This is a genomic window from Streptomyces sp. NPDC002623 (genome assembly GCF_053592635.1).
Map to the genome: position 1 here is coordinate 134401 of NZ_JBSFWB010000007.1, position 26674 is coordinate 161074.

At 72.3% G+C, this 26674-nt stretch carries 22 protein-coding genes and 1 pseudogene; 12 read left to right on the forward strand and 11 right to left on the reverse strand.

Annotation, left to right across the window (positions count from 1 at the left end):
• Window positions 1-297 precede the first annotated feature (297 nt).
• Window positions 298-504 (forward strand): cold-shock protein, encoded by a 207-nt coding sequence (locus ACWD4O_RS14980; protein ID WP_007493268.1) that lies wholly within the window; start codon window positions 298-300, stop codon window positions 502-504.
• 381 nt (window positions 505-885) lie between these two features.
• On the forward strand, window positions 886-2508 hold the full coding sequence (gene groL, locus ACWD4O_RS14985) for a chaperonin GroEL (protein ID WP_351904467.1): 1623 nt from the start codon (window positions 886-888) through the stop codon (window positions 2506-2508).
• A gap of 607 nt (window positions 2509-3115) precedes the next feature.
• On the opposite strand, the gene ACWD4O_RS14990 is transcribed toward groL, so the two are convergent.
• A complete protein-coding gene (locus tag ACWD4O_RS14990; RefSeq protein WP_451280107.1) occupies window positions 3116-4354 on the reverse strand; it encodes an acyltransferase family protein in 1239 nt (412 codons plus the stop codon).
• 243 nt (window positions 4355-4597) lie between these two features.
• Between ACWD4O_RS14990 and ACWD4O_RS14995 the strand changes: the two genes are divergently transcribed.
• From ACWD4O_RS14995 to ACWD4O_RS15010, 4 genes are all read left to right on the forward strand, one after another.
• The gene (locus ACWD4O_RS14995; protein ID WP_451280108.1) at window positions 4598-5737 is read left to right on the forward strand and encodes an NADH:flavin oxidoreductase; all 1140 of its coding nucleotides are present in this window, start codon (window positions 4598-4600) and stop codon (window positions 5735-5737) included.
• Between the two features lie 28 nt (window positions 5738-5765).
• A complete protein-coding gene (locus tag ACWD4O_RS15000; protein ID WP_451280109.1) occupies window positions 5766-6620 on the forward strand; it encodes a metallophosphoesterase family protein in 855 nt (284 codons plus the stop codon).
• 167 nt (window positions 6621-6787) lie between these two features.
• Window positions 6788-8263: an MFS transporter gene (locus tag ACWD4O_RS15005; RefSeq protein WP_451280110.1), complete on the forward strand. Its 1476-nt coding sequence runs from the start codon at window positions 6788-6790 to the stop codon at window positions 8261-8263.
• A 316-nt stretch (window positions 8264-8579) separates the two neighbouring features.
• The gene (locus ACWD4O_RS15010; protein ID WP_451280111.1) at window positions 8580-10175 is read left to right on the forward strand and encodes a carboxylesterase/lipase family protein; all 1596 of its coding nucleotides are present in this window, start codon (window positions 8580-8582) and stop codon (window positions 10173-10175) included.
• A gap of 144 nt (window positions 10176-10319) precedes the next feature.
• On the opposite strand, the gene ACWD4O_RS15015 is transcribed toward ACWD4O_RS15010, so the two are convergent.
• Window positions 10320-10895: a hypothetical protein gene (locus tag ACWD4O_RS15015; RefSeq protein ID WP_451280112.1), complete on the reverse strand. Its 576-nt coding sequence runs from the start codon at window positions 10893-10895 to the stop codon at window positions 10320-10322.
• A 177-nt stretch (window positions 10896-11072) separates the two neighbouring features.
• On the opposite strand from ACWD4O_RS15015, the gene ACWD4O_RS15020 reads away from it, so the two are divergent.
• Window positions 11073-12566, forward strand: coding sequence for a subtype B tannase (locus tag ACWD4O_RS15020; RefSeq protein WP_451280113.1), 1494 nt, complete (start codon window positions 11073-11075; stop codon window positions 12564-12566).
• 6 nt (window positions 12567-12572) lie between these two features.
• Here the strand turns inward: ACWD4O_RS15020 and ACWD4O_RS15025 are convergent, their stop codons facing one another.
• Genes ACWD4O_RS15025 through ACWD4O_RS15040 form a run of 4 tightly spaced genes read right to left on the reverse strand, consistent with a single transcriptional unit; the run spans window position 12573 to window position 16255 of the window.
• A complete protein-coding gene (locus ACWD4O_RS15025) occupies window positions 12573-12935 on the reverse strand; it encodes a hypothetical protein (protein WP_451280114.1) in 363 nt (120 codons plus the stop codon).
• A gap of 15 nt (window positions 12936-12950) precedes the next feature.
• Window positions 12951-14360 carry a PTS transporter subunit EIIC gene (locus tag ACWD4O_RS15030; RefSeq protein ID WP_451280115.1) on the reverse strand — a complete coding sequence of 470 codons (1410 nt, stop codon included), beginning with the start codon at window positions 14358-14360 and terminating at the stop codon, window positions 12951-12953.
• Window positions 14361-14376: 16 nt separating this feature from the next.
• The gene (gene murQ / locus ACWD4O_RS15035) at window positions 14377-15300 is read right to left on the reverse strand and encodes an N-acetylmuramic acid 6-phosphate etherase (protein WP_451280116.1); all 924 of its coding nucleotides are present in this window, start codon (window positions 15298-15300) and stop codon (window positions 14377-14379) included.
• 40 nt (window positions 15301-15340) lie between these two features.
• Window positions 15341-16255: a MurR/RpiR family transcriptional regulator gene (locus ACWD4O_RS15040; protein WP_451280117.1), complete on the reverse strand. Its 915-nt coding sequence runs from the start codon at window positions 16253-16255 to the stop codon at window positions 15341-15343.
• 55 nt (window positions 16256-16310) lie between these two features.
• On the opposite strand from ACWD4O_RS15040, the gene ACWD4O_RS15045 reads away from it, so the two are divergent.
• Window positions 16311-16709: a hypothetical protein gene (locus ACWD4O_RS15045; RefSeq protein ID WP_451280118.1), complete on the forward strand. Its 399-nt coding sequence runs from the start codon at window positions 16311-16313 to the stop codon at window positions 16707-16709.
• Complete coding sequence (locus ACWD4O_RS15050) at window positions 16706-16993, forward strand: DUF4031 domain-containing protein (RefSeq protein ID WP_451280119.1); 288 nt, start codon at window positions 16706-16708, stop codon at window positions 16991-16993. Before ACWD4O_RS15045 ends, ACWD4O_RS15050 begins: the two co-directional genes overlap by 4 nt.
• Here ACWD4O_RS15050 and ACWD4O_RS15055 read toward each other — a convergent pair.
• Window positions 16986-17480: pseudogene (locus ACWD4O_RS15055) on the reverse strand (GNAT family N-acetyltransferase); the annotation flags it as partial. The gene ACWD4O_RS15050 and the pseudogene ACWD4O_RS15055 overlap by 8 nt on opposite strands.
• 20 nt (window positions 17481-17500) lie before the next feature.
• Window positions 17501-18145 carry an HD domain-containing protein gene (locus ACWD4O_RS15060; RefSeq protein ID WP_451280120.1) on the reverse strand — a complete coding sequence of 215 codons (645 nt, stop codon included), beginning with the start codon at window positions 18143-18145 and terminating at the stop codon, window positions 17501-17503.
• Between the two features lie 104 nt (window positions 18146-18249).
• Between ACWD4O_RS15060 and ACWD4O_RS15065 the strand changes: the two genes are divergently transcribed.
• Window positions 18250-18960 carry a copper homeostasis protein CutC gene (locus ACWD4O_RS15065; protein ID WP_451280121.1) on the forward strand — a complete coding sequence of 237 codons (711 nt, stop codon included), beginning with the start codon at window positions 18250-18252 and terminating at the stop codon, window positions 18958-18960.
• Between the two features lie 35 nt (window positions 18961-18995).
• On the opposite strand, the gene ACWD4O_RS15070 is transcribed toward ACWD4O_RS15065, so the two are convergent.
• Window positions 18996-20960, reverse strand: coding sequence for a HelD family protein (locus tag ACWD4O_RS15070; RefSeq protein WP_451280316.1), 1965 nt, complete (start codon window positions 20958-20960; stop codon window positions 18996-18998).
• A gap of 398 nt (window positions 20961-21358) precedes the next feature.
• On the opposite strand from ACWD4O_RS15070, the gene ACWD4O_RS15075 reads away from it, so the two are divergent.
• Entirely contained in the window at window positions 21359-21547 is a 189-nt protein-coding gene (locus ACWD4O_RS15075; RefSeq protein WP_451280122.1) for a hypothetical protein, read from the forward strand.
• A gap of 11 nt (window positions 21548-21558) precedes the next feature.
• Here ACWD4O_RS15075 and ACWD4O_RS15080 read toward each other — a convergent pair whose 3' ends face one another.
• Window positions 21559-23205: a DNA repair helicase XPB gene (locus tag ACWD4O_RS15080; protein WP_451280123.1), complete on the reverse strand. Its 1647-nt coding sequence runs from the start codon at window positions 23203-23205 to the stop codon at window positions 21559-21561.
• 174 nt (window positions 23206-23379) lie between these two features.
• Here ACWD4O_RS15080 and ACWD4O_RS15085 point away from each other — a divergent pair, with 174 nt between their 5' ends.
• The gene (locus tag ACWD4O_RS15085; protein WP_451280124.1) at window positions 23380-23934 is read left to right on the forward strand and encodes a hypothetical protein; all 555 of its coding nucleotides are present in this window, start codon (window positions 23380-23382) and stop codon (window positions 23932-23934) included.
• A gap of 28 nt (window positions 23935-23962) precedes the next feature.
• Here ACWD4O_RS15085 and ACWD4O_RS15090 read toward each other — a convergent pair whose 3' ends face one another.
• Complete coding sequence (locus ACWD4O_RS15090; RefSeq protein ID WP_451280125.1) at window positions 23963-26533, reverse strand: helicase-associated domain-containing protein; 2571 nt, start codon at window positions 26531-26533, stop codon at window positions 23963-23965.
• Window positions 26534-26674: the final 141 nt, after the last annotated feature.

Below are 26674 nucleotides of genomic sequence, written 5' to 3' on the forward strand. Positions count from 1 at the left end.
TCTTTGATTTCTGCCCCGTGCCCGATAAGAAGCAGCCAAAGTGTGTATACCTTTCGCGGCTTTTGTGGCTTTCATGGGGCCCGACTTGCCCTGAATTCAGGCGAATTCTCGCCACATTCCGGATCCATTGCGTCCAGAATTCTCGTCCAAGTGACCTGTTGCAGAGGGCAGTTGGACAGATACATTCAGCCGCGGTCGACGCGTTCCGGCGCACGCCCCCAATCGTTGGGGGGTGAGGTCTGACCCGGATCCGCGAAGTGTGGATCTGTGCAAGGGCCAGTAATAGGGGAGTTAGGCATGGCTCAGGGCACCGTCAAATGGTTCAACGCGGAGAAGGGGTACGGCTTCATCGCGGTCGACGGTGGTGCGGATGTTTTCGTCCACTACAGCGCGATTCAGATGGACGGCTACCGCACCCTGGAAGAGGGTCAGCGGGTCGATTTCGAGATCTCGCAGGGTCAGAAGGGGCCGCAGGCGGACATGGTCCGTCTCGCGACCGGCTGAAGCGCGCGCCGACTGACAGCGTCGTTCTTCTGTACGTCACATCCGAAGGGCTTGTACCTCCTGGGGGGGTACGAGCCCTTCGGTGCGTCCGGTGCGTCCGGTGCGTCCGGTGCGTCCGGTGCGTCCGGTGCGTCCGGAGCCTCCCGCGCCCCTCTGGTCGCACCGTTGTTCACCTGCGGATCCTCCCGAGTAGCTTGCACTCACCTATGCCGAGTGCTAATCATTGGCGTTAGCACTCTGAAGGTGAGAGTGACAACGAGGACCGGGTCGGTGAGGCCCGCAGGCCAGGTGGGGCAAGGAACCGCCAGGCCGGCGAGCCGTCCGTCGCGGGCGCCAGCGCGGTCCGGAGCAATCCACCCCAGTCCGGGAGGACCACTTCACATGGCCAAGATCATCGCGTTCGACGAGGAGGCACGGCGCGGCCTCGAGCGCGGCATGAACCAGCTCGCGGACGCCGTGAAGGTGACGCTCGGCCCCAAGGGCCGCAACGTCGTCCTCGAGAAGAAGTGGGGCGCCCCCACGATCACCAACGATGGTGTCTCCATCGCCAAGGAGATCGAGCTCGAGGACCCGTACGAGAAGATCGGCGCCGAGCTGGTCAAGGAAGTCGCGAAGAAGACGGACGACGTAGCCGGTGACGGCACGACGACCGCGACCGTCCTGGCCCAGGCCCTGGTGCGCGAGGGTCTGCGCAACGTGGCCGCCGGCGCCAACCCGATGGCTCTCAAGCGCGGTATCGAGAAGGCCGTCGAGGCCGTCTCCGGTGCCCTGCTGGAGCAGGCCAAGGATGTCGAGACCAAGGAGCAGATCGCTTCCACGGCCTCCATCTCCGCCGCCGACACCCAGATCGGCGAGCTCATCGCCGAGGCGATGGACAAGGTCGGCAAGGAAGGCGTCATCACCGTCGAGGAGTCCCAGACCTTCGGTCTGGAGCTGGAGCTCACCGAGGGTATGCGCTTCGACAAGGGCTACATCTCGGCGTACTTCGCCACCGACATGGAGCGTATGGAGGCCGTCCTCGACGACCCGTACATCCTGATCGCGAACTCCAAGATCGCGAACGTCAAGGACCTGCTCCCGCTCCTGGAGAAGGTCATGCAGTCGGGCAAGCCGCTGCTGATCATCGCCGAGGACGTCGAGGGCGAGGCCCTGTCGACCCTGGTCGTCAACAAGATCCGCGGCACCTTCAAGTCCGTCGCGGTCAAGGCCCCGGGCTTCGGCGACCGCCGCAAGGCGATGCTGAACGACATCGCCATCCTCACCGGTGGCGAGGTCATCTCCGAGGAGGTCGGTCTCAAGCTCGAGAACACCTCCCTGGACCTGCTGGGCAAGGCCCGCAAGGTCGTCATCACCAAGGACGAGACGACCATCGTCGACGGCTCCGGCTCCTCGGACCAGGTCGCCGGTCGGGTCAACCAGATCCGCGCCGAGATCGAGAACAGCGACTCGGACTACGACCGCGAGAAGCTGCAGGAGCGCCTGGCGAAGCTCGCCGGCGGTGTCGCGGTCATCAAGGCCGGCGCCGCCACCGAGGTGGAGCTCAAGGAGCGCAAGCACCGCATCGAGGACGCCGTCCGCAACGCGAAGGCCGCCGTCGAGGAGGGCATCGTCGCCGGTGGTGGCGTGGCGCTCATCCAGGCCTCCGCCGTCTTCGAGAAGCTGGAGCTCGAGGGTGACGAGGCGACCGGCGCCAACGCCGTGCGGCTCGCCCTGGAGGCCCCGCTCAAGCAGATCGCCATCAACGGTGGTCTCGAGGGTGGCGTCGTCGTGGAGAAGGTCCGCAACCTCCAGGTCGGTCACGGCCTGAACGCTGCGACCGGCGAGTACGTCGACATGATCGCCGAGGGCATCATCGACCCGGCGAAGGTGACGCGTTCCGCGCTGCAGAACGCGGCCTCCATCGCCGCGCTGTTCCTCACCACCGAGGCCGTCATCGCCGACAAGCCGGAGAAGGCGTCCGCGCCGGCCGGCGGCGGCATGCCGGGCGGTGACATGGACTTCTGATCGACCTCTGGCCGATCGCCTGTCCTTCACACCGAGGGCGGCACTTCCCGGAAACGGGGGGTGCCGCCCTCGGGCGTTTCAGTCGGCGTGCCCCGGGGTAATGACGCCGGACCGTAGGTGCGGTCATCCGGGTGTCCTTTCTCGTGGTCCCAGGGACATCGCCGCACGGATCTCGGCCGTGCGGGAGTGGATTGCCGACGCAGAGAGAGGCGTGTGGGAGTGGGCGGGTGCGCGTTCGCCTCGGCAGCCGCGACACACGCCCCCTGGCAGGGCCTGCGCGGGAGCGGGTGGGGCGATGGCCGCCTCGCGGGGCGGGAGGTGCGCGAAGTCGTGATGGGTGCGGCGGAGTTGGCCCGGTGCGGAGCGCTTTCCGTAACCCGGATTGGCCATCGGGTGCGGGGATGCGTGCACGGGGAGAGGGGCGGCACTGAGCTTGCTTGAAGCCACGGATCGAACTTCTCTCGATCTTGTAGGTCAGGCCCCCGCAGGTGTTGGTAGCACCTGGCGGGGGCTGTTTCGTCATCCGCACGCCAGAGCTTGGTGACCTTCCGTGGCAAGTCGGTCGCTCCGCGTCAACTCGCCGGGTGGGAGGGTGGGTTGAGGCCCACTACCCAATCCGAACAAAGAGGGCTCGGCGCTGGGTGCTTGAGCTTCGGGGGCGCCTCGCATGCGCCAGTCGGCGGCCCCATCTCTGGGCCGGGGCCTCGATGTAGCGGTAGGTCAGTGCGCTCAGGGGGAGCAGTGCCGCGAGGAACGCCGCTTCGAGCAGAGGGTTGTCGTGGGGGCGGCGGCCGATCGTGGCGTCGGTGATCGCCAGGAGGGCGGGGTGCACGAGGTAGAGCGAGTAGCTGATCGTGCCCAGTGCGGCCAGCGCGCGCGGGATGCGGCGGTCGCGCAGCGCCAGGCCGATGCCGAAGGTGAGGACGGCCAGCAGGAAGGCCGTGATCCAGCCGCGCTGGGTGGCATGGGTTCCGTCGCCGTGCCAGGACGCGCTCGCCACCGCGCAGCCGATCACGACGACGGCCGTGGCGGCCGCGTACCGCCAGGTGGTCCGGCCGTGTTCGGCTCGGTGGACGACCGTGCCGAGGAACATCACCGCGAGGATGACCAGGCCCTCCCACAGGGGGACCGTGCCGTTGAGGGCGACCAGGGCCAGTGCCAGCAGGCCGCCCAGGACGCCTCCGAAGACCTGCAGCGCCCGGGAGGCGGAACTCGCGCAGCAGACGGCGAGCAGCAGGGCCATCGCGGTGAAGGCGATCAGGGAGCCGGCGCCGAGCCGGTCGGACAGGGCGGAGGCGGGGAGTGCGACCCCCGCCGCCGCACTCGCCGAAGCCAGTACCGCCAGTACCGCGAGGGTCGCCGAGACCGTCGCCGACCGCTGGTGCTGCCGGACCGTGAACAGGGCGACGATCAGCAGGTAGAAGGCCATCTCGTAGGAGAGCGTCCACAGCACGAGCAGGAGGTTGGGCGTTCCCAGCAGCTCCTGGAGGAGGGTGGCGTGGGCGGCGGCCGCCGTCAGCGGGCTCTGGCCGCCGAAATCCGTGCGCAGCTCCGCGAAACCCAGCAGTTGTGCGGTCAGGACCGCTGCCACGACGGTCGCGGCCAGTGGGTACACGCGGAACAGCCGGCTGATCCAGAACGTCCGGACGCAGCCTCGGCGCTCCAGCGACGCCGGGATGATGTAGCCGCTGACCAGGAAGAACACCATGATGCCGTAGCGGCCGGTGCTGAACTCCGGCATCAGGGCCTGCCGTGTCTCGGCCATGAAGGCGTACGAGGAGTGGTCGAACACGACGACGAGCGCCGCGATCCCGCGCAGCGCGTCCAGCCAGCCCAGCCGTGACATGCCACCTCTAATTTCCCGTTTCAGGATAAAACAGGTCAAGGGGTCTCATGCTCCGCTTCATGTGGAAGCGCTCCCTGCCCTGTTCATGTGCGCTGGTCACGTCCGTGGGTGGCCGGGATCACAGGGTGTATGCCGTGCGGGCCGGAATGCGGGCGGGGGGCGGGGGAGTTCTCGTTGCACAGGCACTTGATGCATGTGCACATACCAGCCGGTCCATCGTCCCCGTCAAGAGGAGCCCCCCACGTGAGCGTCAGCCAGCCCGTTCCCGCCTCCGTCCCCGAGCGCGCCGCCGAGATCCTCTCCCGGCCGGTCTCCATCAACGGACTGACCGTCCCGAACCGCATCGCCATGGCGCCCATGACCCGTATGTTCTCGCCGGACGGCATTCCCGGCGAGGACGTGGCGTCGTACTACTCCCGGCGCGCCGCGGCCGGGGTCGGTCTCATCGTCACCGAGGGGACGTACGTCGGGCACGAGTCCGCCGGGCAGAGCGACCGGGTTCCCCGGTTCCACGGCGAGGAGCAGCTCGCGGGCTGGGCGAAGGTCGCCGAGGCCGTGCACGCGGGCGGCGGGACGATCGTGCCGCAGCTGTGGCACATCGGCATGGTGCGCAAGCAGGGTGAGCCGCCGTACGCGGACGCTCCGGCCGTCGGCCCGTCCGGCCTGCGCCTCGACGGCACCGAGGGCGCCGGCAAGGCGATGACCCAGCGCGACCTGGACGACGTCATCGGCGCGTTCGCCGAGGCCGCGGCCGCCGCCGAGCGCATCGGCTTCGACGGCGTCGAGCTGCACGGCGCCCACGGCTATCTGCTCGACCAGTTCCTGTGGGCCGGCACCAACCGCCGGGCCGACGCCTACGGCGGCGACCACGTGGACCGTACGAAGTTCGCCGCTGAGATCGTCGCCGCCGTCCGCGAGACCGTCTCGGCCGAGTTCCCGATCATCTTCCGCTACTCGCAGTGGAAGTCGGAGGCCTACGACGCGCGGCTCGCAGAGACCCCCGAGGAGCTGGAGGCCGTCCTCGCCCCGCTCGCCGCGGCCGGCGTCGACGCGTTCCACGCCTCCACCCGCCGCTACTGGCTCCCGGAGTTCGACGGCTCCGACCTCAATCTCGCGGGCTGGACGAAGAAGCTCACCGGCCGCCCGGCCATCACCGTGGGCTCGGTCGGCCTCGACGGCGACTTCATCAAGGGCTTCGCGGGCGAGGGGTCCCCGGTCAAGGGCATCGACGACCTCCTCGACCGGCTGGAGCGCGACGAGTTCGACATGGTGGCCGTCGGGCGGGCGCTGCTGCAGGACCCGGAGTGGGCCGCCAAGGTCCTCGGCGGCCGGGCCGACGAGCTGAAGGCGTACGACGCGGCCGCGCTGAAGACCCTCAGCTGACCGCCAACTCCCGGGTATGGTCCGGGAGATGAGGATCATCCATCTCTCGGACACCCATATCGGACGGGTCGACGGCCCCGACGGCCGACGCGTCGACGCCACCGACTCCCTGCGGCTCATCCTGCATGAGCTGCGCCACCAACGGGACGTGGACGCCGTCGTCGTCACCGGTGATCTCGCCGACGACGGCTCGGTGGAGGCGTACACGACCGTGCGGGAGCTTGTCGGCGCGTTCGCACGCTCCCTGGATGCGCCGGTCTTCTATACGACCGGCAACCACGACGAGCGGTCCGCCTTCACAAAGGTGCTGGGCAACGGGCACGCGGACGCCGTTCGCGACCTTCCCGGCACCGAGCGGGCCGCCGTCAGCACGATCGGGGGCTGGCGGATCGTCACCCTCGACTCGCTGGTGCCGGGGAAGGTGTACGGCCGGCTCGGTGCGGGTCAACTGGAGTGGCTGCGGGACGTGTTGAGCACGCCGGCCGAGCACGGCACCGTCCTCGCCTTCCATCACCCGCCGATCGCTCTCGGCGTCTCGGCCACCCAGCAGGTCTTCGGGCTCCGGGACCCGGAGGGGCTGGCGGAGGCGATCCGGGGGAGTGACGTACGGGCCGTCCTGACCGGGCACTTCCACCTTCAGCTGTGCGGCTTCCTGGCGTCGGTGCCGGTGTGGGTGACGCCCGGGGTCGTGAACCGCATCGACCTGGCCACCGCGCCCGGGACCGAGCGGGCGGTGCGGGGCGCGTCCGCGTCCCTGGTGGAGCTGGGCGGGGCGACCGGGCCGATCTTCCACACCCTCCACGCGCGGGATCCGCGGGCCCACGAGACCGTCTACGAGCTGGACGAGGAGCGGACTCGGGAGATCATCGCGCGGCACGGCTGAGAGCGGGCTCAGCACGGCTGAGCAGGGCTGAACGCGGGCGAGTGCGGCCGATCCCTTCGGTGCGGCCATCGCCGTGGCAGGTTTCGCTTGCTTAACTCAATCAATCTGCATAAGCTTGCTTGAGTCAAGCAGTTCAAACCCCTCGTGCATCCGACGGAGGCCCTGTCATGTCCGACGCCCTTGCCCGACCCGCTGCGGCGGGAACATCCGCCCCACCGAGGTCGAACGCCGTGGTGGCGGTGCTGGCCCTGGCCGGGATCGTCGTCTCGCTGATGCAGACGCTGGTCATCCCGATCGTCCCCGAGCTGCCCAAGCTGCTGGACGCGCCCGCTTCCGACACCGCCTGGGCCGTCACCGCCACCCTGCTCGCCGCCGCCGTGGCCACCCCGGTCGTGGGACGCCTCGGCGACATGGTCGGCAAGCGGCGGATGCTGCTGGTCAGCATCGTGCTGCTGGTGACCGGCTCGGTGGTCTGCGCCCTGTCCGACTCGCTCGTGCCGATGATCGTCGGCCGCGCCCTGCAGGGCCTGTCGGCCGCCGTGGTGCCGTTGGGCATCAGCATCCTGCGGGACACGGTCCCCGCCGAGAAGCTCGCCGGTTCGACGGCGGTGATGAGCGCCTCCCTCGGTGTCGGCGGCGCGCTCGGTCTGCCCACCGCCGCGTTCATCGCGGACCGCTGGGACTGGCACATCCTCTTCTGGACCTCCGCGGCCCTCGGCGTCGTGTCTCTCCTCCTCGTCCTGACGTTCGTCCCGGAGTCGAAGAACCGGGTCGGCGGACGCTTCGACCTCGTCGGCTCTATCGGACTCTCCGCCGGTCTGGTCACGCTGCTGCTGGCCGTGTCCAAGGGCGCCGACTGGGGCTGGACCTCCGGTACGACGCTGGGCCTGGGCGTCGCCGCCGTCGTGATCCTGGGAGCCTGGGGCGTCTGGGAGCTCAAGGCCAAGCAGCCGCTGGTCGATCTGCGCACCACCGCCAAGCCCCAGGTGCTCTTCACCAACCTCGCCTCGATCGCCCTCGGCTTCTCGATGTTCGCCATGTCCCTGGTCCTGCCCCAGCTGCTGCAGCTGCCCGAGCAGACCGGCTACGGCCTGGGCAGGTCGATGCTGACCGTCGGCCTGGTGCTGGCCCCGCAGGGTCTGGTCATGATGGTCATGTCGGCCGTGTCCGCCAAGATCACCAAGGCCAAGGGGCCCAAGGTCACCCTGATGATCGGCGCGCTGATCGTCGCCTCCGGCTACGGGCTGAACATCCTGCTGATGTCCGAGGTGTGGCACCTGATCCTGGTGTCCTGCATCATCGGCGCCGGCGTCGGCTTCACCTACGGCGCCCTCCCGGCCCTGATCATGGGCGCGGTCGACCCCTCCCAGACGGGCGCGGCCAACAGCCTCAACACCTTGATGCGGTCCCTGGGCACCAGCTTCGCCAGCGCCATCGCCGGTGTGATCCTCGCTCAGATGACCACCGACTTCGGCGGGTACGCGCTGCCCTCCGAGAACGGCTTCAAGGTCGTCATGGCCATCGGTGCGGGAGCGGCCCTGCTGGCCTTCCTCCTCGCCACGTTCATCCCGAAGCGGAAGGCCGTCGCGGCCGAGTCCGCGGCGACGGACGAGGTCGAGGAGGCCGCGCCGGTGCGGGCGTGACCGACCGACCTGACAGGTCCTAGGGCCTGTCCGGCCGATCATGCCGCAGACGCGGGGTGTGGCACGCCCATCTGCCGCGTTGTCGTCGGTTGCCGACGCTCCGCGTCGACGCCCTCCTCCGCCTTGCAGCTGCACGCACCACACCCCGCTCACCGGCGCTGATTCGGCACCGCCGATTTCCTGCGACTTGATCGGCCGGACAGGCCCTAGCGGCGGCCGTCACCCACACGAGGGGTGACGGCCGCTTCCGGCACTTTCGCCGACCACGGCCCGTTCCACGAGCAGCCGCACTTGAACTGCCTTCCAGGAGTGATCGATGACGACACCCGCTGTCCCCGGCACCCCCGGCACCCCCGGTACCTCTGACACCCCCGCGTCCGCCGAACAGCTTGTCGTGCAGACCGCCGCCGGAGCCGTGCGCGGTCGCCGTGAGGAGGACCTCACGGTCTTCCGCGGGATGCCCTTCGCCGCGCCCCCGGTCGGCGAGGCCCGCTTCCAGGCTCCCCGCCCGCCCCACCCGTGGGACGGCATCCGCGACGCGCACGCCTTCGGCCCGCCGCCCCCGCAGGAGGCGGGCATCCAGGGGCGGACGGGAGTGCTGGACGCGCCTACGGGTGACGACTGGCTGACGGTCAACGTCTGGACCCCGGACCTCGGGTCGGAGTCGCCGTCGGCGGGTCGGCCGGTGATGGTGTGGATCTACGGGGGCGCCTACAAGCTCGGTCACTCCGGCAGCCCGGGCTATGACGCGCAGCATCTCGCCCGCGCCGGGGATCTGGTCATCGTCACCTTCAACTACCGCGTCGGGATAGAGGGGTTCGCGCGGATCGAGGGCGCGCCCGCCAACCGGGGGCTGCTCGACCAGGTCGCCGCGCTGGAGTGGGTCCGGGACAACATCGCGGCGTTCGGGGGCGACCCCGGCCGGGTGACCGTCTTCGGCGAGTCGGCGGGCGCCGGTTCGGTGGCCGCGCTGCTGGCCATGCCGAGCGCCCGGGGCCTGTTCGGGCGGGCCATCGCGCAGAGCGTGCCCGGCACCTACTTCTCCGACGAACTGGCCCGCGACCTCGCGACCGAGATCGCCGCGGAGGCGGGTCTGCGTCCGACGGCCGCCGACCTGGCGACGGTGGACCCGCGCAAGCTCACCGAGGCCGGGGCGGCGCTGGGCGCGAAGATGGCGGAGCGGGTGGACAGATGGGGGCAGGTCGCGCCCACCGTCACCCCGTTCTCCCCCGTGGTCGACGGCGAGATCCTGCCGACGACCCCCTGGCAGGCCCTGGCGGCGGGCGCCGCACGGGAGGTCGAGCTGATCGTCGGTCACAACGCGCAGGAGTTCCGCCTGTTCCTCGCGATGGGCGGCCTGCTGGGCAAGGTGACCGAGGAGCAGGCGACGGCCGCCCTGCGGCTGTTCGCCCCGGGCGGGGGAGCGGAGGGCGAGCACGCCTACCGGTCGGCGTTCCCGGAGGCCGACCCGAGCGAGCTGTACGAGCGGGTGCAGTCGGACTGGCTGTTCCACATACCCTCCCTGCACCTGGCCGAGGCTCAGGTGGCGGGCGGCGGCCGGGCCCACGTCTACGAACTGACCTGGCCGGCCCCCGGAGGCGGCGGCGCCCTGGGCGCGTGCCACGGCCTGGACATCCCGCTGCTGTTCGGGACCTACGGGGCGGACCTGGGGAACCTGCTCTTCGCGGGGGTGGAGGTGCCGGAGGAGGCCCGGGCGCTGACGGCGCGCTTCCACGCCTCGTGGACGTCCTTCGCGCGGACCGGAGACCCGGGCTGGCCGGCCTACGACAGGGAGCGCCGGCTGGTGCAGGTGCTGGACGTGGAGCCGGAGGTGCGCCCGTACCCGGAGGAGACCTCCCGGCGGCTGTGGGAGGGGCACGAGTTCCCGCCGCTGCCGTTGATCGGCGGCTGACCAGGGCCGGTCCGGCCGAGCAGGCGGCAGGAAATCGGCGGTGCCGAATCAGCGCCGGTGAGCGGGGTGATGGGGTCCCCCCTCTGGGGGAGTGCGTGCCACACCCCGCGTCTGCGGCATGATCGGCCGGACAGGCCCCAGGCGCTACAGGTTGCCGAGCGGCTCGATGTCGACCTTCACCGGGGTGCCCCAGATCCGCAGCACCTCGTAGTCGGTGAACTCGTGCACGAGCCGGTAGGCCATCGCGGGGCGGGAGCCGCGGCGCAGGGCGTTGATGTACTGCTCGGCCTCGCGCCGGTCCCTCCGGGGCGTTCCGCAGAGGTGCCACTCCTGGCCGTTCCACAGCTCCGCCAGCCAGCGCTGCTGAGGCTGCGGGCGGTCGGCGCGGGTGCCGTAGCGGGAGACGGAGGGGGTGGGGGCGGTGTACGGCGCCTGCGGGGCCGGGCCGTTGAACTCGGCGCGGCGGGCCGACCGGCGGCGCGTCTCGCACAGCAGGCACAGGTCGGGGGCCGCTTCGTCGACCGGTCCGTACGGATGCTCGGCGCAGCGGGTGGTGGGCGCGGCGCCGACGACGCTCTCGTCCAGCAGCTCCAGGGCGCGCCGTAGATCGGCCTTGACCTCGTGCAGCTTGGCGTCCGGGGTGTCGCCGGTGAGCGCGTCGCCGTGCTCGCCGAGAAGACGGAGGGCGCGGCCGAGCGCGGTGAGCTGGGCGTGGTTCATGGCATCCAGGGTAGGGGCGGCGGGGGCAGGGGCGGCTCTCGGCCAAGTTGGGACCGCGGACTAGCATTGTTGACAATTTCGATGACGATTGGGGGTGAGAGCTGCCTACTGAAGAGACGGAAGTGAAGTCGAGTGAAGCGAGCGACGAGAGTGACGCGTAGGACTGTGGTCCAGGGGATGGGACTCACCGCCGCGGCGGCGGCTGTGCCCGGAGTCGGGTTCACCGGAGTCGCCAGGGCCGCCACCGACTCCGCCCTGGTCTTCGATCCCGCCGCCTACACCGAGCAGACCATCGCCATCAAGGACACCACCGGCACCGCCCACAGCGTGACCTACCGCTTCTTCAAGGTCGCCAGCTATGTGGCCGCCCCGGTGAACGCGGCGTACCAGTCCCTGAACGTCAGCGTCCCGGTCGCGATCGACGGCGTCGCCGTGGACGCCTCCGACGCGCCCATCCTCCTCGCCAACCAGGTCGGCGGTTACATGCCGTCGTCCGTGGCGAACGCCACCGGGATCAGCGCGTCCGGGATGGGCGGCGGCACCAGCCGGCAGGGGCTGGCGCTCGCCGCCGGGTACGTCGTCGTGGAGCCGGGCGCACGCGGCCGCAGCCTGGTCGACGCGAACGGCGTCTACTACGGCACCGCGCCCGCCGCGATCGTCGACCTCAAGGCCGCGGTGCGGTACCTGAAGTTCAACAAGGGCCGGGTGCCGGGCGACACCGACCGGATCGTGTCGTCCGGGGTCAGCGCGGGCGGCGCCCTCTCCGCGCTCCTCGGCGCCTCCGGCGACAGCCCGCTCTACGCCCCCTACCTGGCGGAGATCGGCGCGGCCGACGCCTCCGACGCGATCTTCGCCAGCGGCGACTGGTGCCCCATAGCCGACCTGGAGCACTCCGACGCCGCCTACGAGTGGAACTGGGGCGCCAACCCGCTGGCCTCGGGCGCGACGGTCGACGCGACCGTGTCCGCCGACCTCAAGGCCCAGTACACCGACTACCTCGCCTCCCTCAGGCTGCGGGCCAGGGGCTACGGCGCCCTCACCGTGCGCAACCTGGACACGTACATCCTGGAGACCTTCATCCAGCCGTCGGCCGCCAAGTACCTGGCGGCCCTCACGGACACCGCCCGCGACGCCTACCTCGCGGCGCACCCCTTCATCGCCTGGTCCGCCGGCCGGGCGACCTTCGCCTGGGCGGACTTCCTCACCCACGTCGGCCCGAGGAAGAAGAACGCGCCCTCCTTCGACGGCTTCGACCTGGCCACGCCCGAGTGCAACCTCTTCGGCGCCGGCGCCACCAGGGCCCGTCACTTCACGCTGTACAGCCTGCGCCACGAGTCCGGCGACAGCGCCCGCCTCGACGCGGACATCCCGGCCAAGCTCCACCTGATGAACCCGATGTTCCACCTCGTCGACAAGGTCAACCCGCACCGCGCGAAGCACTGGTGGATCCGCGTCGGCACCAAGGACAGCGACACCTCCCTGTCGGTGGTCGCCAACCTCGCCACCCGCCTGGGCAACCTCGGCGACGACGTGAACACGTCCTACTACTGGGACGGCGGCCACGGCGCGGACCAGGACCCGGGCGACTTCATCGCCTGGATCGCGAAGGTCTCGGGCCGCAAGGCCCACGGGACTCATGGAGACCGCGGGAGCCAGGCACCCGGGAAGTAGCGGCGATCAGGGCGCGGGCGGTTGCGGCAGCGGTTGCGGCAGCTCCACCCGCCGGCCGCGTCCGATCTCTCCCTCCGGGGCCTGCGCCGGATCGTCGGTCACCACCGCGAAGGCCCCGGTCGGGACCCCGGGCAGCGCGGCCACCCGGGAGGCGACCCCCAGCAGCGTCGTCTCCGCCGCCCCCGTGACGAAGAAGACATAGCAGTCCTCGTGCTCCACGCCCTCGTCGAAGACCTCCGCGGCGCCCTCCTCCTCCAGCTCCGCCAGGAAGTCCTCGACCTCGTCGATCCAGGGGTACGGGTACGCGCCGTTCGGCACGTCCGACGCCGGCGCGGGCGTCAACGGCACATGAATCTCCACGATGAGCATGGGCGCATCCTCCGCTCAGGAGCTGTGGGCGGCCGCGGCAGCCGCCCTCACCCCGCCGAACGCGTACGTCGCCGCGAAGCCGACCGCGTACCCCGTCAGCAGCCCGCCCGCGTAGATCGCCGCCGTCGCGCCCAGCCCCCGGTTCCCGGCCAGCAGCGGGAACAGGGCCCAGCCGGACGGGCCGATCGCCGTCGCGCCCACCTGGTCGCCGAGCATCGCGAAGAACCCGACGAAGGCCCCGCCCGCCGCGCCGCCCGCGCAGGCCGTGAGGAAGGGCCGGCCCAGGGGCAGCGACACCCCGTAGATCAGGGGCTCGCCGACGCCCAGCAGCCCGGCGGGGAGCGCCGACCTGATCGTCGTCCGGAGGGAGGTGTACGCGTGTTCGGACGTGTCGTGGCGCAGTCGGACGTACACCGCGACCGCCGCGCCCACCTGGCCCGCGCCGGCCATCGCCAGGATGGGCAGGAGCGCCGAGTGGCCCTGCTGCTCGATGAGGGTGGTGTGGATGGGGATGAGGGCCTGATGGAGGCCGAGCATCACCAGGGGCAGGAAGAGGCCGCCGAGCACGAGACCCGCGACCGGGCCGGTCGTGGCGAGCAGCCAGTTCGCCGCCGTGCCGATGGCCGAGGAGACCGCGCCGGCCGCGTACATCAGGCCGTACAGCGTGCCGAGGCCGGCGACGAGGACGGTCACGGCGGGGGTGAGGAGGACGTCCAGGGCCTCCGGGACCCGGCCGCGGCACCACCGTTCCACGCATGTCGCCAGCAGGGCGGCCGCCAGCGCGCCGAGGACCCCGCCCTGGCCGGGGGCGAGCGTCACCCCGAACGCGGTCACCTTCGCGACGCCCGGGTGGACGACGATCGCCGCGACCGCGCCGCCCAGGATCGGGGTGCCGCCGAACTCCTTCGCCGTGTTGTGGCCGACGAACACGGCGATCAGCGCCATGAAGGCGGAGGCGACGGCGGCCAGGGCGGGGGTCAGTCCCGGCAGCCACCCGGCGTTGAGGAGCAGGCCGTTGAGACCGGCGAGGATCCCGCAGCCGATCAGCGCCGGGATGAGCGGGACGAAGACGGCGGCGAGCCGGCGCAGGGCGCGCTTCAGCGGGGTCGCGTTGCGCTGCGCCCGCGCCGCCTTCAGCTCGGCGCCGCGGGAGGCCGGTGCGTCCACGGCCACGGTCGTCAGCTTCTCGAACTCGGCGGTCACCCTCGTCACCACGCCCGGTCCGAGGACGACCTGATAGGTGTCGTCCGCCACGACGACCCCCAGCACCCCGGGCACCGCCCGCAGCGCCTCCTCGTCCGCCCGGGACGGATCGGCGAGGCCCAGCCGCAGCCGGGTCATGCAGTGGGCGACGGACGTGACGTTCGCGGGGCCGCCGACCAGGGGCAGGATCGCGGCGGCCGTGGAGGAGGAGTCGATACGCACCCTCCGAGCGTGCGGCTCAGCGGCCCGCCGCGACGAGCGCGGCGCGCAGATGTCCCCCGGACTCCTCCAGAAGGCGGGCGGCCGTCGGCCCGTCCACCCCGGCCAGCAGGACGAGGATCGCGTTCTTCACCTCGCCGTCGGCCGCCGCCAGGGCGGCCTCGATCTCGTCGTCCGCCGCGCCCGTCGCCAGGGCGACGATCCGCCGGGAACGCGCGCGCAGCTTCTCGTTCGAGGCCCGGACGTCGACCATCAGGTTCCCGTACGTCTTGCCCAGCCGGATCATCGTGATCGTCGAGACCATGTTCAGCACCAGCTTCTGCGCCGTGCCGGCCTTCAGCCGGGTGGAGCCGGTGAGCAGCTCGGGACCCACGACCACCTCGATGCCGTGCTCGGCGGCCGCGGCCAGCGCACTGCCCGGGTTGCAGGCCAGCCCGACGGTCAGCGCACCCCGGGAGCGGGCGTACTGCACCGCGCCGACGGCGTACGGGGTGCGGCCGGAGGCGGAGACCCCGATCACGGTGTCGGCGGAGGTGAGGGAGAGCGCGGCGAGGTCCGCCTCGGCCAGTTCCCGGGAGTCCTCGGCGCCCTCGACGGAGGTGACCATGGCCTGCGGGCCGCCCGCGATGAGCCCGACGACCTGATCGGGAGCGGTGTTGAAGGTCGGCGGACACTCGGAGGCGTCGAGCACCCCGAGCCGCCCGGCGGTACCGGCCCCGGCATAGACCAGCCGCCCGCCGCGCGCCATCCGCTCGGCCACGGCGTCGACGACGGCGGCGATGCGGGGGAGCTGCGTGGCCACGGCGGCGGGGACCCCGGAGTCCTCCCCGTTCATCAGCCGGGCGAGCTCGAGGGTGGGAAGCCGATCGATCTCGGCGAACTCGGCCCGGAACGCTTCGGTGGGCAGGGAGTTCAGTTGGTCACGGAGGTCAGGGGAGTTCATCGAGGGTGCTCTTTCCGACGAGGGTCCGGTGCGACCACCTCTACCGGTGCCGATGGGCCAGCGCCTCGTAACTCGCCGCCAACGCGGGCCCGGCCGTTGAATAGGTCCGCTGAGCCACCCCCACGAACAGACAGTCGACCACCAGCAACTGACTCGTCCGGGAGGACATCGCCGCAGGCCGCAGCTCACTCTCCCGCGCGGTGGAGGTGGTCAGCACATGATCCGCGTACTGCGTGACCGCGCTCTGCGGCCGCCCGGTGACGGCAACGGTCGTGGCCCCCCGCTCGAACGCCACCCGCAGCGGCTCGACGACGTCCCGCGTCGACCCCGAGTGGGTGATGGCGACGGCGAGATCGCCGGGGCCGAGCTGCACCGCGGTGGTCACCGCGAGGTGGGTGTCGCTGTGGGCGTGCGCGATGCGCCCTATCCGCAGCAGCTTCTGGGTGAGGTCCTGGGCGACCAGCCCGGACGCCCCGACCCCGTACACGTCGATGCGCCGCGCGCCCGCCGCCGCGCCGACCGCCGCTTCGAGCTGGCCGGTGTCGAGGGCGGCGGCGGTGTCGGCGAGGGTCTGCTGCTCGTCGTGGGCGAGTTTGGCGACGACGTCCGCGAGGGAGTCGTCGACGGCGATGTCGGTGGTGAGGGCGGGCGACCGGCCGGACTGCTGCTGGGCCGCGAGCCCGGCGAGGGCGAGGCGCAGGTCGCGGTAGCCGGTGTAGCCGAGGAGGCGGGCGGTGCGCACGACGGTCGCCTCGCTGGTGCCGGTGCGTATCGCGAGGCCGGTGACGGTGAGGGCGGCGCAGCCCGCGGGGTCGCCCGCGACGGTCTCGGCGACGCGCTGCATGGAACGGGTCGCGGTGGGCGCGAGCGTGCGGACCTTGGCGGCGAGGGCGGCGGGCGTGGCAGGAGCGGCGGGAGCGGGGAGGCTGAAAGTTTCCTTCGCGTCCTGGGTCACGGGACGAAAGATATTTTTGGTCAGGACCGCGGTCAAGAGTGCGCACAATGGGTGCATGGAACCCGTGAGCCCCCTGGAGCAGGCGTTGCACGCCGCGCGCGCCCTCGTGCTCGCCGATCTGGCCGCGGGCCAGGTCGCCGCGGCGGATGTGGTGTCCATGGTGGAGGACTCCGTCGCGCAGCGGCGCTGGTGGGTCGAGCAGTGGCCGGACGGCGCGGCGTACGTGGCGGGGCTGGTGGCGCAGGACGTGCAGGACGCGCTGCTGGAGCGGTACGGGCGCTGGCCGTTGTGCCCGGTCTGCGGCTCCGGCGACCCGCACGCCCTCGACGTCGAGCCCGAGCTGGGACCGGACCCGCACTGGGTGTGCCACCAGGCGGGCGTGAAGGTCGCCGCGGTGGGGACGCTGGGATCGGCGACCGGGGGTTCGGCGACCGGGGGAACGGTCTCGTCGTGACGGTCTACATCGACCCGCCGGACTGGCCGGGGCACGGCCGGATGTGGTCGCACCTGGTCAGCGACGTCTCGTACGCCGAGCTGCACGCCTTCGCCCACGGGCTGGGCGTCCCGCGCCGCGCCTTCGAACGCGATCACTACGACATCCCGTCGCATCGCTACGCCGAGGTGGTGGCGGGCGGCGCGGTGGAGGTGAGCAGCCGCGAGGTGGTGCGGCTGCTGACGGCGTCCGGCCTGCGCAGACGCAAGGGCGACCAGGCCGGCTGGAACGGCCGGGTCAGCTGAGGCGCTGCGGGGCCCGCAGCTCGTACGCGTACTCGCCGTCCCCCTCGCCGACCCGGACGAAACCGGCCCGCTCCAGCACGGCCCGGGAGGCGGCGTTGGCGTGTTCCACGACCGCGAACAGGCGCTGTACGTCGTCCCGCGCCAGCGCCCAGTCGGCCAGCGCGCGCAGCGCCTCGGTGGCGTAGCCGTGGCCGCGGGCGGCTTCGACCAGGTCGTAGCCGATCTCCGTACGGCCGTCGTCGTCCGGAGCCGCGTGGAAGCCCATGCTGCCGACGGCCCGGCCGTCCTCGCGCCGGACGAGGACGTAGAGGCCGAAATCGGGCCGGAGCACGCCGGACACATACGCTTTGGTGATCATCCCGGCGGCGTCCCGCGTCCCCTCGAACGGTCCGCCCCCGAGCCAGCGGAAGCCTCCGCCGCCGCCCGCGCGCAGTCCGGCGGCGGCGCTGGGGCTGACGGCTTCGAGGGTCAGACGGTCGGCGGGGATGCCGCTGCGGGCGGTGGTCGTCATGAGGTCAGCAGCTCCAGCTCGCCCCGCAGGTTGTGGCGGGCCGTCTCCTCCCACCGCTCGGCGCCGTACGGGGTTCTGAACAGCCGGGGCAGGTCGAGGAGTTGGCGCAGGACGTCGGCCCGGCCGGTGCGGAAGGCCTCGTTCGGGACGAAGTGGTACTCCTCGCGGACGGCGAGGGTGTAGACGGCGTACGCGGAGGGCGGCGCGGCGAGGATCGCGAGGTCGGCGTCGCACAGGACCTGGCCGTCGGGGTCGTCGTCGGCCGGGTCGTGGGTCACGGTGAGCCGGACGAGCCGCGCGACCTCGACGGTCTTCGCCGGCGACACCCCGGCCTCGGGCAGGGCGCGCTCGACGAGCCGGGCCGAGCGCTCCTCGTTCTCGGAGCGGTCGGGCAGGTAGACGGCGTCGTGGAACCAGGCGGCCAGCCGGACGACGTCCGGGTCGGCGGCGTGCGCCTGGAGGACGTCGATCCGGTCGAGGACCTCGGTGAGGTGCGTGAGCGTGTGGTAGCGGCGCTGCGGCTCCTGCCAGCGGGCGAGGAGATCGTCGGCGTACGGCGCCGGGTCGGGGCCGCCGACGGGGGGCCGGGCTCTCTCCAGGGCGTGGCTGAAACGGGTGCGCAGGGCGTCGAGATCGGCCATGGGCTCATTGTCGCGCGTGCGGCCGGGTTCTCCGGGCGTATTCTTGAATTGGACTAGACCTGTAGTCGTCCGATGAAGCTGATGCAGCCGATGAATGGGGTCCCATGAGCAAGCGTGCAGTGCTGGAGGTGATCGCCCTCGACGTCGAGGACGCGGTCGCCGCCCAGGCCGGAGGCGCCGACCGTCTCGAACTGGTCACCGACATGGCCGCCGACGGGCTCACCCCGCCGATCGCGGCCTTCACCGGCATCCGGTCCGCCGTCGACCTCTCCCTGCGCGTCATGCTGAGACTCACCGACGGCTTCGCGGCGGGGGACGTCGACCGCCTGGTGCGCGTCGCCGACGGGCTGCGGGCGGCCGGCGCGGACGAGTTCGTGCTCGGGTTCCTCGACGCCGAGGGCGGGGTCGACCTGGCCGCGGTGGAGCGGGTCGTCGCCGAGCTGGACGGCTGCCGCTGGACCTTCCACCGCGCCCTGGACCACGTCGGCGACCGCGACGCCCTGCGCAAGCAGCTGGACGGCCTGCCCGGACTGGACACCTACCTCACGGCCGGCTCCCCGGACGGCGTCGACGCCGGCCTCCCCACCCTCCTCGCGGAGGCGGCCCGGCACGGCGAACAGGGCTACGAGCAGCAGCTCCTCGTCGGCGGAGGCCTGCGCCTCGACCACGTACCGCTCCTGCGCTCGGAAGGCGTCGACGCCTTCCACATCGGCGGCGCGGCCCGCCCGGGAGGCTGGACCGCGCCGGTCTCGGCACAGGCGGTGGCGCGGTGGCGGCGGACGGTCGACGGGATCCCCGCCGACCGGGCGACCTAGGCCGGACACGGCCTGGGCCCCCGGGGCGGGCCGCGTCAGCCGAGCTGGGGCGGCAGCGGCGCCGTGTGGGTGACGACCAGGCCCGACACGGCTCGGGTCAGTGCCACGTACAGGCGGCGCAGGCCCGTCCGCTCGTCCGGCTCGCCGTCGACCACGGCCTGGGGTTCGTCCAGGACGACGTAGTCGTACTCCAGGCCCTTGGCGAGGGACGCCGGGACCAGGGTGAGGCGGGTCTCGGCCGTCGTCTCCTCGCCGGGGGCCAGATGGCCGATCCCCGCGGCCGTCAGGGCTTCGGCCAGGGCCGGGATCCGGGCGTCCGCCGCGATCAGGCCCGTCGAGCCCTCGTTGCGCAGCAACTCCTCGCAGGCCGCGAGGACCTCGCCGTCCCCGGAGACCGGCCGGACGTCGAAGAAGCCGGGGTTCTCACGGACCGACGCGACCGGCGTGAGACCCGGAGCGATGTCCGGGAGCAGCCGGGAGGCGTAGGCGATGACGTCCGTCGGGACGCGGAAACCGGCCGTCAGCTCCTCGACCACCGCGTCCGCCTTGCCGAGGTGGACGAGGGCCTCCTGCCAGCTCCGGGTCGCCCACGGGGTGGTGCCCTGCGCGAGGTCGCCCAGCACGGTCGCCGAGCCCGTCGTGCAACGGCGGCCGACCGCCCGGTACTGCATCGGGGACAGGTCCTGCGCCTCGTCCAGGACCACATGGCCGAGCGAGTGCGTGCGCTCGACGAGGTCGGTCGCCTCGTCGATCAGCACCGCGTCCGCCGCCGACCATCTGGCCGCCTTCACCGAGCGCACCGGCTTCTGCCACAGGATCGTCTTCTGCTCGTCCGCGCCGAGCACGCCCTCCGCGTGCGTGGCGAGGAACTCCGGGTCGGTGAGCAGCCGCAGCACCAGCTTCGCCGGGTCGACGGCCGGCCACACGGCCTTCACCGCCGCCTTCACCGCGCTGTTGCGGGCGACGGCGTCCTGCACCCGGTCGTCCGGGGCCTCGCCGGAGCGCTCCATCTGCACCAGCACGGCGTGCGCGATGCGCTGCGGCAGGGCCTCGCGGGCGGCGCCGTAGCGGATGTCCCGGTCGAGCAACTCCCGGACCATGGCCTCCAGTTCATACGCCGGAACCCGCCAGCGCCGGGAGCCGCGCACCACGACGATCGGCTCGCTCTCCATGCTGACCTGCGCGTAGACGGCGCGCCGCAGCACCTGCGCCATCCTCGCGTCGCCCTTCACGATCGCCGCCGCCGCGTCGTCCACGCCCCGGACCTCCACATGGGCCACCAGGTCGTCGACCGTGCCCTGGCGGACCGTCAACTCACCCAGCGCGGGCAGCACTTGCTCGATGTAGTGCAGGAAGGACCGGTTCGGCCCGATGACCAGGGTGCCCGTGCGGGCCAGCCGCTCGCGGTGGGCGTACAGCAGATACGCCACCCGGTGCAGACCGACGGCCGTCTTCCCGGTCCCCGGCCCGCCCTGGACGCAGACCGTCCCGCCCAGCCCGCTGCGCACGATCTCGTCCTGCTCGGGCTGGATGGTCGCGACGATGTCGCGCATCGGACCGACGCGCGGCCGCTCGATCTCCTGCTGGAGCAGCTTGCTGGCGCCGGCGGCCTCGGCAGGGTCGGAGAGGTGCTCGTCCTCGTACGCGGTGAGGTCGCCGCCGGTGTAACCGAAGCGGCGACGCAGCCCGACGTCCATCGGGTTCTTCCTGGAGGCCCGGTAGAACGGCTGCGAGACCGGCGCACGCCAGTCGATGACCATCGGATCGCCGCCGCCGTCGTGCACATGCCGACGCCCGATGTAGAAGCGCTCCCCCTCGGCCCCTTCCGCCTGGTCGGCGCCGGGGGCGTGCAGGTAGTCGAGGCGGCCGAAGAAGAGCGGGGTGTGGCTGAGGTCGGCGAGCGCCTTGATGCGCTCCCCGATCTGGCGTTCCAGGATCTGGGCGTTGACCCAGTTCGCGGTGACGTCGCTGATGTCGAGCGCCTCGACGTCCTCACGCATGGCGCGCAGGGCGGCGCGGGAGGAGGTGAGATGGGCGCGCTCGCGGGCGAGGGGGTCGTCGTCGACGGGCGTGGACGGCGTGGACGTCGCGGACAAGGGGGTGCCTCCGGGCCGGTACGGGGGGGTGCTGCGGTGGTGCCGTCCGGTTTCCGTCCGGACGGCGGCGCTCCGCGAAGGGAGGCGGGCAAGAGCGGGGATTCTAGGTGAACGGGCGAGGCGGGTGCCAATGGTTTTAGCGGCGGATGCCCAGGGTCTTGGGGGACGGACGCTCCGTCCCGTAGGGGATGGCTCCGTCCTCCGTAGGGGACGGCTCCACCCTCCGGGGGTACTCAAGTAGCACGCGGACGGGGGACCTGAGACCGATGCCCGCTTTATGCCTCGGCCTCCATCATGGAGACATGAGTGCAGCGACCATCAGCCCAGCCCCCGGCCCGGCCGGCGCCACCCCGCTGACCGGCACCCACACCCACCGTCACCAGCACCGCGTCGGCGACGCCCTGCGCGCGCTGAAGGTGTTCGCCCGCGCCGCCTTCGACGTCGTACTGCTCGGCGAGTACGCGGAGGAAGCCGGCGTGCGTCGCAGATGACCCGGGTCGGCTCAGGTCTCCTCGGCCAGCAGCTCGTCCGCGTCCATGATCCGGTACGCATAGCCCTGCTCCGCCAGGAAGCGCTGGCGGTGCGCCGCGAAGTCCTGGTCGATGGTGTCGCGGGCGACCACGGAGTAGAAGTGGGCCTGGTGGCCGTCCGCCTTGGGGCGCAGCACCCGCCCGAGCCGCTGGGCCTCCTCCTGCCGTGACCCGAAGGTGCCGGAGACCTGGATGGCGACGGTCGCCTCCGGCAGGTCGATCGAGAAGTTCGCGACCTTCGACACGACCAGCACGCTGATCTCGCCCTCCCGGAAGGCGTCGAAGAGCTTCTCGCGCTGGGCGTTGGAGGTCTCGCCCTTGATGACGGGGGCGTCGAGATGCTCGCCGAGCTCGTCGAGCTGGTCGATGTACTGCCCGATGACGAGGATCTGCTGCCCGGCGAACCGCCGCACGATCGCCTCGGTCACCTTCCGCTTCGTCGCGGTCGTCGCACAGAAGCGGTACTTCTCCTCGGCCTCGGCGGTGGCGTAGGCGAGCCGCTCGGAGTCGGTGAGGTTGACGCGCACCTCGACACAGTCGGCGGGCGCGATATAGCCCTGCGCCTCGATCTCCTTCCAGGGCGCGTCGAACCGCTTGGGGCCGATGAGGGAGAAGACGTCCGACTCACGGCCGTCCTCGCGCACGAGGGTCGCGGTCAGTCCGAGCCGCCGCCGGGCCTGGAGGTCGGCGGTGAACTTGAAGACGGGCGCCGGCAGCAGGTGCACCTCGTCGTAGAGGATCAGCCCCCAGTCCCGGGAGTCGAACAGTTCGAGGTGCGGGTAGACGCCCTTCCGCCGGGTCGTCAGCACCTGGTAGGTGGCGATGGTGACGGGCCGGATCTCCTTCCGCGTCCCGCTGTACTCGCCGATCTCCTCCTCGGTCAGCGAGGTCCGCTTCACCAGCTCGTGCTTCCACTGCCGGGCGGAGACGGTGTTGGTGACGAGGATCAGCGTCGTGGACTTCGCCTGAGCCATGGCCCCGGCGCCGACCAGCGTCTTCCCGGCCCCGCACGGCAGCACCACGACGCCGCTGCCGCCGTGCCAGAAGTTCTCCACGGCCTGCTTCTGATAGGGCCTGAGCGCCCAGCCGTTCTCGTCCAGCTCGATCGCGTGGGCCTCGCCGTCGACGTACCCCGCGAGGTCCTCGGCCGGCCAGCCCAGCTTCAGCAGCGTCTGCTTGATCTGCCCGCGCTCGGAGGGGTGCACGGCCACCGTGTCGGGGTCGATCCGGTTGCCGACCAGCGGAGCGACCCGCTTCGACCGCAGGATCTCCTCCAGCACCGGCCGGTCGGTGGTGGTGAGCACCAGCCCGTGCGCCGGATGCTTGCTGAGCGTCAGCCGGCCGTACCGGTCCATCGTCTCGGCGATGTCGACGAGCAGCGCGTGCGGCACGGGGTAGCGGCTGTACTGCACCAGCGCGTCCACCACCTGCTCGGCGTCGTGCCCGGCGGCCCGTGCGTTCCACAGACCCAGCGGGGTCAGCCGGTAGGTGTGGATGTGCTCCGGCGCCCGCTCCAGCTCGGCGAACGGCGCGATGGCCCGACGGCAGTCGCCGGCCTGCTCGTGGTCGACCTCCAGGAGCAGGGTCTTGTCAGATTGGACGATGAGTGGACCGTTCACGTACGCGCACATCCCTTCCGCACGGCCAAACCTCCAGTGTGCCGTACGGCGTCCCCGAACGGGGGTCCGGTGCTCCACGGCCGACGTGGGCAACGTCTCGCGCAACCCTGCGCGTCTTCAGGGTGTCTGACCGGGCGAGCAGCGCGGTGGGCGCGGCGCGGTGGGGGGTTCGGTATGGCTGTGCTGTCGTTCCGTCGAGGGGCGGTCGGGGTCGGGGCCGCCGCGGTGCTGGCGGCCACGGGGACCTGGGTGATGTGGCCCGGGGAGGTCGACGCGCGGCTGTGGGCCGAGGTGCGGCCGGTGATCGAGGCCCGGATCGCCGCGGAGGCGGTGGGCAGCGGCTACGGCGAGACCCTGCCCGCGCTCGGCGCCCGCTGGTTCTGCCATGCGGAGGCGCTCGAACTGGAGGAGCGCGAGGGCCAGGTACGGGCCGGCGTGAACACGCTGTGCGTCGAGTACGGGGTCCAGGAGGACAGCCTGGTGGAGTGCAGCGCCGGGCAGTATCCGCAGGTGGTCCGGCTGGAGCGGGACGCGGCGGCCGAGGGGGGCTACCGGGTCGTCTCCCGCGAGGAGCCGCCCGACGGGGCCGGGTACACGCGGTGGACCCATGCGCACTTCGGCGTCCTCGTCCGGTCCTCGCTCGGCAGTCCGATGTCGTCCGCCGAAGTGGAGACACAGGCCCGCGCCCACTTCGGGCTGGCCGCGGACGCCTCCGTCGGAGAGTGCTGACCCCCGACGCCGGCCCTCCGGACGGGAGCTAGTCGTCCGCCAGCTCCGCGACTCCCGTGATCCGGTGCAGCGGGTAGGTGCGGACCTCGTCCGCCGTGTGGTCGTACGCCGTCACGAAGCCGCCCTCCACGCGGACCGGGGCGATGACCCGCTGGCTGGCGGCGCCCTCCGCGTTGACGTAGCCGATCCACAGGGCCTCACCGGTGAGGACCGCGGCCTGCACGGTGGCGAGGGTCTCGGCGGAGCTGGTGCGGGGCAGTTCGCCCGTGGCGAGCGGGGCCGCGTCCTCGGTCGGTTTGCGGGGGGTCGTGGCCGCCAGGTCACCGGCCCGGATCGCGCGGATCGCCGCCGTGAGAAGGGTGCCGTCGGGCATCGGCGGGCCGTCCGGCACCGGCTCGGGGGCCGTGCGGGGCGGGGTGCGACGGGCGTGGGCCCGGGTGATCAGGACGTCGCCCTCGGCGGACTCGGCGGCGGGCGCGAAGCCCATCTGGCGCAGGCCCTCCAGAAGCGTCGCCGGGTCCGCCTGGGCCGCGAGCACCGTGGGGGCCAGGCGGCGCAGCCGCAGGACGACCGCCCGCTTGTCGGCGAGGATCTCGTTCAGCAGGGCGTCGTCGTCGCAGCGGACATAGGCCGAGGCCGCGCCCACCCGCAGATGACCGTGGCGTCGCGCCACGTCGTCGATCAGATACGTCAGCGGCTGCGGCACCGGCGTGCGCGAGTGCTCGGCGAGGAACGCGTGCAGGTCGGAGGCGCTGCGGCCGACGTCCAGGGCCCGCCGGACCGAACCGGGCGTGAAGCGGTAGACGGTCGCGCCGCCCTTGGACTCGACGTCCGCGAGCACGCTCAGCACATCGGCGAGCGGCCGCCGCAGCGGGCCGGGGGCGACCGCGGTCAGGTCCGCCTGGAGCAGGACGTGGTCCAGCGGCTCCGGGAGGAGCGGAGTGAGCAGACGGGCGGCCGCCGCCGTGGCCACGGCCTGCTCGGGCGACGACAGGGGCGAGAGGGGCGAGAGGGACGCCGCCGCGGTGGCCGTGACGGGAGAGTGGCGGTGATGGTGCGTGGGCAGCTTGTCGCCGGGGCCGCCGGGAGCGGCTCCGGACGTGGCCGGGGCCGGCGCCGGGGGCGCGCCCAGGAGCGCCCGGCCCTGCGCCGACAACGCGCCCCGGCCGGTCACGCCCAGCAGTTCGGCCTCCGTCAGGGCCCAGCGGGCGAGCCGGGTGCGCAGATCGCCGTCGTTCTGCAGTCCGCGCAGCGGACGCTCCCAGCGCAGCCGGGTCAACACCGCCTCCGCGTCCGGCGCGGCGCCCTCGGGCAGCCCGGCCAGCAGCGTCAGCACCCGGTGCCGCACCTCGGGCGCGGCGGACCGGTCCAGGCCCGGGCCCAGCGCCGACAGCGCCCGCTCCTTCAGGTCCCGGCCGCCGACCACCCCGGACGTCCGGGTCGCCGCCAGCCAGGCCTGCGCGAGCTGCGCCCACCGCTCGGCGGGCGGCCGCTCCATCCAGTCGTCGTACTCCGGGGTCGCCGCGTACCGCTCGTCGGCCTCCCCGTCGGAGGCGAGCAGCCCGGCCGCGTACGCCAGCTCGACCCAGAACGCGGCCAGCGGCTCGGACACGTCCAGCGCCACGGCCGTCCGCTTGAGGTCGCGCACGCTCAGCCCGCCGGCCCGCAGGACGGCCGGGCCGCCCTCGTGCCAGTCCTTCAGCAACTCCTCGACGGTCGTCAGCGCGGTGTACGCCTGCCCGGCCGCCGTCGCGTCCACAACCTGTGGACGATGCACGGCGAGCGGCTCGACGCCCGGCGGCAGGGGTTCCGGCGTGCGATGGGCGAGGCCGCCGCGCAGATGCAGGGCGACCTCGCGGGGGAGCGCGACCGTCCCGGGCGCCGTCGGCAGCAGCAGCCCGCGGTCGAGCAGCCAGCGCAGCCGCGCCGCCGGCTCCGCCGTGACCTGCCCGTACGGCGGCCCCCACACCAGCCGGTCCAGCACGTCGAGCGAGTCGGCGGACGCCCCGGCGAGCAGGGCGGCCATCTTCTTGCGGTGGGTGAAGAGGGAGGTGAGCGCACCGACGGCGGACACCGAGTCGTGCGTGGACGGCAGCCCGGCCGTCGCCACGATCTCCTGGATCCGACCCGGCGACATGCCCGCCGTCGCCTCCCGCACGCTGGGCCCGAGCCCGGTCGGGGACGGATGCTGCGGCGACGGCGCGAGCAGTTCACGGGCGGTGCGGACGAGCCGGAGACGGTCGTCCGCGCCCCACACCAGCGCCTGTTCGCGCAGCGCCGCCAGCGCGCCGGGGAGCGCCTCGACGACGGCCGGCTCGCGCGCGTCGCCCGCCATCAGGCCGAGCAGCTCGTCGTACGTCGCCGGTTCGCCGGCCACGGCCAGCGCCTCCGCGGTCTGCAGGGCGAACCGGTCGAGCCGCTCCAGCGCGCGGACCACGGAGGCACGGGTGCCGGCGCGGGTGGCGAGCTGGGTGAGGTCGGTGGGGACCGGGGTGATGAGGTCGGGGCGGGCGCGCAGAAGCGCGGCCAGGGAAGCGTCGTCCCGGGCGCGGAGCGCTTCCGCGAGGGACCGGGGGGCCTGGTGGTCCTCGGTGCTCATCTTGCCCACGGTATCGGTTGCCGTCCCCGGGGGCTGCGCCCCCAGACCCCCGCTTCGGCCCTGAAGGGGCCTTGTCCTCAATCGCCGGACGGGCTGAGTTGTCCTGACCGGTCCTTGAGAGGTGACGCCGGACGGGCTGAG

Coding starts and splice junctions, on each gene's coding strand:
- ACWD4O_RS15090 (WP_451280125.1), bottom strand. CDS start 26,533: ATGAGCACCGAGGACCACCAGGCCCCCCGGTCCCTCGCGGAAGCGCTC.
- ACWD4O_RS15075 (WP_451280122.1), top strand. CDS start 21,359: ATGAGTGCAGCGACCATCAGCCCAGCCCCCGGCCCGGCCGGCGCCACC.
- ACWD4O_RS15085 (WP_451280124.1), top strand. CDS start 23,380: ATGGCTGTGCTGTCGTTCCGTCGAGGGGCGGTCGGGGTCGGGGCCGCC.
- ACWD4O_RS15060 (WP_451280120.1), bottom strand. CDS start 18,145: ATGGCCGATCTCGACGCCCTGCGCACCCGTTTCAGCCACGCCCTGGAG.
- ACWD4O_RS15045 (WP_451280118.1), top strand. CDS start 16,311: ATGGAACCCGTGAGCCCCCTGGAGCAGGCGTTGCACGCCGCGCGCGCC.
- ACWD4O_RS15005 (WP_451280110.1), top strand. CDS start 6,788: ATGTCCGACGCCCTTGCCCGACCCGCTGCGGCGGGAACATCCGCCCCA.
- ACWD4O_RS15025 (WP_451280114.1), bottom strand. CDS start 12,935: ATGCTCATCGTGGAGATTCATGTGCCGTTGACGCCCGCGCCGGCGTCG.
- ACWD4O_RS15020 (WP_451280113.1), top strand. CDS start 11,073: ATGGGACTCACCGCCGCGGCGGCGGCTGTGCCCGGAGTCGGGTTCACC.
- ACWD4O_RS15065 (WP_451280121.1), top strand. CDS start 18,250: ATGAGCAAGCGTGCAGTGCTGGAGGTGATCGCCCTCGACGTCGAGGAC.
- ACWD4O_RS15015 (WP_451280112.1), bottom strand. CDS start 10,895: ATGAACCACGCCCAGCTCACCGCGCTCGGCCGCGCCCTCCGTCTTCTC.
- ACWD4O_RS15070 (WP_451280316.1), bottom strand. CDS start 20,960: ATGCGTGAGGACGTCGAGGCGCTCGACATCAGCGACGTCACCGCGAAC.
- groL (WP_351904467.1), top strand. CDS start 886: ATGGCCAAGATCATCGCGTTCGACGAGGAGGCACGGCGCGGCCTCGAG.
- ACWD4O_RS15010 (WP_451280111.1), top strand. CDS start 8,580: ATGACGACACCCGCTGTCCCCGGCACCCCCGGCACCCCCGGTACCTCT.
- murQ (WP_451280116.1), bottom strand. CDS start 15,300: ATGAACTCCCCTGACCTCCGTGACCAACTGAACTCCCTGCCCACCGAA.
- ACWD4O_RS14990 (WP_451280107.1), bottom strand. CDS start 4,354: ATGTCACGGCTGGGCTGGCTGGACGCGCTGCGCGGGATCGCGGCGCTC.
- ACWD4O_RS15000 (WP_451280109.1), top strand. CDS start 5,766: ATGAGGATCATCCATCTCTCGGACACCCATATCGGACGGGTCGACGGC.
- ACWD4O_RS14980 (WP_007493268.1), top strand. CDS start 298: ATGGCTCAGGGCACCGTCAAATGGTTCAACGCGGAGAAGGGGTACGGC.